The organism is Deltaproteobacteria bacterium, assembly GCA_016874775.1.
Lineage (GTDB): Bacteria > Desulfobacterota > Binatia > Bin18 > Bin18 > VGTJ01.
Window position 1 is genome coordinate 1 of record VGTJ01000340.1, and the last position, 2,519, is coordinate 2,519.

At 54.6% G+C, this 2,519-nt stretch carries 3 protein-coding genes; 2 read left to right on the plus strand and 1 reads right to left on the minus strand.

Features of this window, described 5'->3' with window-relative positions:
* Nucleotides 1-466 precede the first annotated feature (466 nt).
* Nucleotides 467-1,432, plus strand: coding sequence for a hypothetical protein (locus FJ147_28255; protein MBM4259776.1), 966 nt, complete (start codon nt 467-469; stop codon nt 1,430-1,432).
* A gap of 24 nt (nt 1,433-1,456) precedes the next feature.
* On the opposite strand, the gene FJ147_28260 is transcribed toward FJ147_28255, so the two are convergent.
* Nucleotides 1,457-1,972, minus strand: coding sequence for a hypothetical protein (locus tag FJ147_28260; protein MBM4259777.1), 516 nt, complete (start codon nt 1,970-1,972; stop codon nt 1,457-1,459).
* A 70-nt stretch (nt 1,973-2,042) separates the two neighbouring features.
* Here FJ147_28260 and FJ147_28265 point away from each other — a divergent pair, with 70 nt between their 5' ends.
* The gene (locus FJ147_28265) at nt 2,043-2,432 is read left to right on the plus strand and encodes a hypothetical protein (protein ID MBM4259778.1); all 390 of its coding nucleotides are present in this window, start codon (nt 2,043-2,045) and stop codon (nt 2,430-2,432) included.
* Nucleotides 2,433-2,519 lie beyond the last annotated feature (87 nt).

Consider the following 2,519-nt stretch of genomic DNA (forward strand, 5'->3'; position numbering starts at 1 on the left):
ACTCAGAAATGGGCTCCTGCAGCACCATTGGCAACGCCGGTCTTAGCTTGTCGGGGCCGTGCCGCCAAGCATAGCACTGTCTCGTTTCTGCCTCCACGCTCCGCGCCGCGCGCTGTGGAGGACTCAGAATGACACGATTTGGCGCCTGGAGTGTAACGTGTACGAAGGTTCTCAGGTCTGATTTAACGTCCAGAGTCCAGAGTCACAACAAGTCCAAGGTCCAAAGTCCCAGGTCCAAAGTTGTAGGGCGTGCGAAGCGCGCCAACTGACTGACGCAAGGAGCGGAATCGATTGAAAAGAACTTCTCGTCGAGGAATAAATCACCATTGCTTCAATGACGCAATAAAAAAATGACCTGATCACCCGATAACTCAATGACTCGATGATTCAATGACGAGGCCCTTCAGTATTGCGAATGGCATACTTTCTGCCCAACATTGACGAGAAACACTGAGAAAGGCGTCTTATGAAAGTCACTTTTTATGGCACTCGCGGCAGTTGTCCGATCTCGCACCCCAGTAAGGCAGCCTATGGTGGCAACACCACGTGTCTACGTATCGAGTCCTCTAGTCTTCCTGCTGGTCATTGGCTGGTGATCGATGCAGGAACAGGGATTGTTCCTTTGTCTGGCGATTTTATGCAAAACAATGGCCAGGAAGTGACGATTCTCCAGACGCACTACCACCACGATCATACGCAAGGTTTGGCGCTCTCCGCTTTTCCGTACGCCAAGCATATACCAGTAACGATTTACGGCCCTACCGATCAAAGCATTGGCCCGCATGAGGTGTATCAAACGCTCATGCGACCACCGTATTTCCCGGTTGATTTCAACGAAATCAGTAGTCATATCCAGTGCCTCACCATTGCCCATCCCAACAGCACAGTGTTGATCCTCCATTCCCAGGGAGGACAACAAATGCTCACGGTCGACGCCTTCGAGCGTCTGGTCAGCAGTGGCGCGCCTATCCCGTTTCCCCAGAACCGCAGCTTCACGCTCGCCGAGTGTTTGGTGATTGCCATGCATCGCAGTAACCACCCCGAGCGGACTATTTCCTATCGCTTCGAAGAACGCTCCACAGGCCAGGTCTTTGCCTTCGTCACCGACCACGAAAACCAAGACGGCATCCCCCGCAGTTTTGCGAACCATCTCAGGAATGTCGACTTGCTCGTTATGGACAGCCAGTACACCCGCAAGAAGTACGATGAGATGACCGCTGGTTGGGGACATGGCACGCCGGATTATAGTGCCCGCGTGGCCAAGATGGTGGGCGCAAAAGCCTTGGGACTCACCCATCACGATCCCACATCAGCCGATGCGTTGGTCGAGGAGATTGTTGAGAGTGCACGTGCGCTCCTCACACATGACGACATTGACATTCCGGTGTTCGGGTGTCGCGACTATCAAACTGTGGACATCGGCAGCGCTTAAAGTGTGTGCACCGATACCAAGAGTTCATCGTAACCGCAGGCGTTTCATCAAGCGCGACAAATTCGACTGCGGCAGGCCCAAGCGTCGCGCGGCCTCGGTCTGGCTCCCACCAGTTACGTCCAACACTCTTCGCACTTTGGCACGGAGAAACACATCCGTCGCTTCGGCTAGCGGCAGTTCGTCCTCAAGTCCAGGCAAGAGAGATCTCACCACCACCGGCGGCTCTGTGGGCCTGCGAATGTCTGCTGGCAAATCACCAACGGCAATAACCGAGCCCGCGGCGAAGACCATCGCTCGTTCGATCGCATTCTGTAGTTCCCGCACATTACCCGGCCAGTGATAGGCTTGTAGACACTGTAGTGCTGCAGGTTCAATGTCCATCAGGGGGCGATTCACTGCCAGACACGAATGCTCGATAAAACAGCGCACCAGCGTGGGAACGTCTTCACGTCGATCACGCAACGGCGGCAACACCATCGAGGCGACATTGAGGCGACAGTAGAGGTCCTCACGAGCTGGCGGAGTGTGTGTTTGAACCATCTCTTGCGCGTTGGCACGTTTTCTGCGTATACCGCCGCTAGACGGCAGTCACACACTCAGTGAGGTGGGTATGAGTGCTCTGCATCGTGTCATCCTTCGGCAACCCTGGATCGTTCTGATTATCATCGCTGTCCTTACCGTCTTCTTCGCGTTTCACGCTCGCCATATCCGCATCGACAGTTCGCTTGAGAGCCTTCTCCCTGAGGGTGACCCAGAGAAACACTACTACGAGGACGTGCGGCGCATGTTTGGCAGTGATGATGTCGCAGTGATCGCACTCATTACGGACAATATCTACACACCGCAGACGCTGCAAAAGATTCAGCGCCTCACCGACGAATTTCGCAAAATTCCTGAAGTAAAGAGTGTCCTGAGCTTGACTAACGCCAAGGATATTGTGGCTGATGTGTTGGGTGAGCAGCCAGCCTTGCTGATTCCCCAGATCCCAGGGTGTGATTAAAAGTGTGGGGCCTCAGACAACCATCAGGCTGCCGCTGCAAGCTGCTCCCAATACTGATCCCAGTCCCCATTGGCCCGGACCACCCGT

Coding starts and splice junctions, on each gene's coding strand:
- FJ147_28265 (MBM4259778.1), top strand. CDS start 2,043: ATGAGTGCTCTGCATCGTGTCATCCTTCGGCAACCCTGGATCGTTCTG.
- FJ147_28255 (MBM4259776.1), top strand. CDS start 467: ATGAAAGTCACTTTTTATGGCACTCGCGGCAGTTGTCCGATCTCGCAC.
- FJ147_28260 (MBM4259777.1), bottom strand. CDS start 1,972: ATGGTTCAAACACACACTCCGCCAGCTCGTGAGGACCTCTACTGTCGC.